The following is a 1,419-nucleotide window of genomic DNA, read 5'->3' on the forward strand; positions in this document are numbered from 1 at the left end:
GAGCGGCCGGACTCGGCGCCCTGCTTCCCGGTGACGAGCGTGCGGATGAAGACGATCCGCTCGCCCTTCTTGCCGGAGATCCGGGCCCAGTCGTCCGGGTTGGTGGTGTTGGGCAGGTCCTCGTTCTCCTTGAACTCGTCCACGCAGGCGGCGAGCAGGTGGGAGACGCGCAGACCGCGCTGACCGTGGTCGAGGAAGTCCTTGATGGCCATCTTCTTGGCACGGTCGACGATGTTCTGGATCATCGCGCCGGAGTTGAAGTCCTTGAAGTACAGGACCTCCTTGTCACCGTTGGCGTAGGTGACCTCCAGGAAGCGGTTCTCCTCGGTCTCGGTGTACATCCGCTCGACGACCGCCTGGATCATCGCCACCACCGTGGCCTCGACGGAGCCGTCGTGCTCCTTGAGGTCGTCCGGGTGGAACGGCAGCGAGTCCTTGAGGTACTTGGAGAAGATGTCCTTCGCGGCCTCGGCGTCCGGGCGCTCGATCTTGATCTTGACGTCCAGGCGGCCGGGCCGCAGGATCGCCGGGTCGATCATGTCCTCGCGGTTCGAGGCGCCGATCACGATGACGTTCTCCAGGCCCTCCACGCCGTCGATCTCGGCGAGCAGCTGGGGGACGATGGTGTTCTCCACGTCCGAGCTGACGCCCGAGCCGCGGGTGCGGAAGAGCGACTCCATCTCGTCGAAGAAGACGATGACGGGGGTGCCCTCGCTCGCCTTCTCCCGGGCCCGCTGGAAGACCAGGCGGATCTGCCGCTCGGTCTCGCCGACGTACTTGTTGAGCAGCTCGGGGCCCTTGATGTTGAGGAAGTAGCTCTTGCCCTGCGGCCGGCCGGTGACCTCGGCGACCTTCTTGGCGAGGGAGTTGGCCACCGCCTTGGCGATCAGCGTCTTGCCGCAGCCGGGCGGGCCGTAGAGCAGCACGCCCTTGGGCGGGCGCAGCTCGTACTCCTTGAAGAGCTCGGCGTGCAGGTAGGGCAGCTCGACGGCGTCGCGGATCAGCTCGATCTGGTTGCTGAGGCCGCCGATCTGGCGGTAGTCGATGTCCGGGACCTCTTCGAGGACGAGCTCCTCGACCTCGGACTTGGGCACGACCTCGTAGACGTAGCCCGAGCGGGGTTCGAGCAGCAGGGCGTCCCCCGCCCGGATGGTGAGCTCGCGCAGCGGTTCGGCGAGGCGCACCACCCGCTCCTCGTCGGTGTGGCCGATGACCAGGGCGCGTTCGCCGTCCTCCAGGACCTCCTTGAGGGTGACGATGTCGCCGATGCGCTCGAAGGCCATCGCGTCCACGATGTTGAGGGCCTCGTTGAGCATCACCTCCTGGCCGCGCCGCAGCTCGTCGAGGTCGACGTTGGGGCTGACGTTCACGCGGAGCTTGCGACCCCCGGTGAAGATGTCGGCGGTGCCGTCCTCGTTC

1 protein-coding gene is annotated in these 1,419 nt (G+C 66.9%); it reads right to left on the bottom strand.

Annotated elements, in window-relative coordinates; all coding sequences use genetic code 11:
- A partial coding sequence (gene arc, locus ACWDRR_RS44445; protein ID WP_449778043.1) for a proteasome ATPase occupies positions 1 to 1,419 on the bottom strand: 1,419 nt, incomplete at both ends.

This window comes from Kitasatospora sp. NPDC003701 (genome assembly GCF_053587085.1).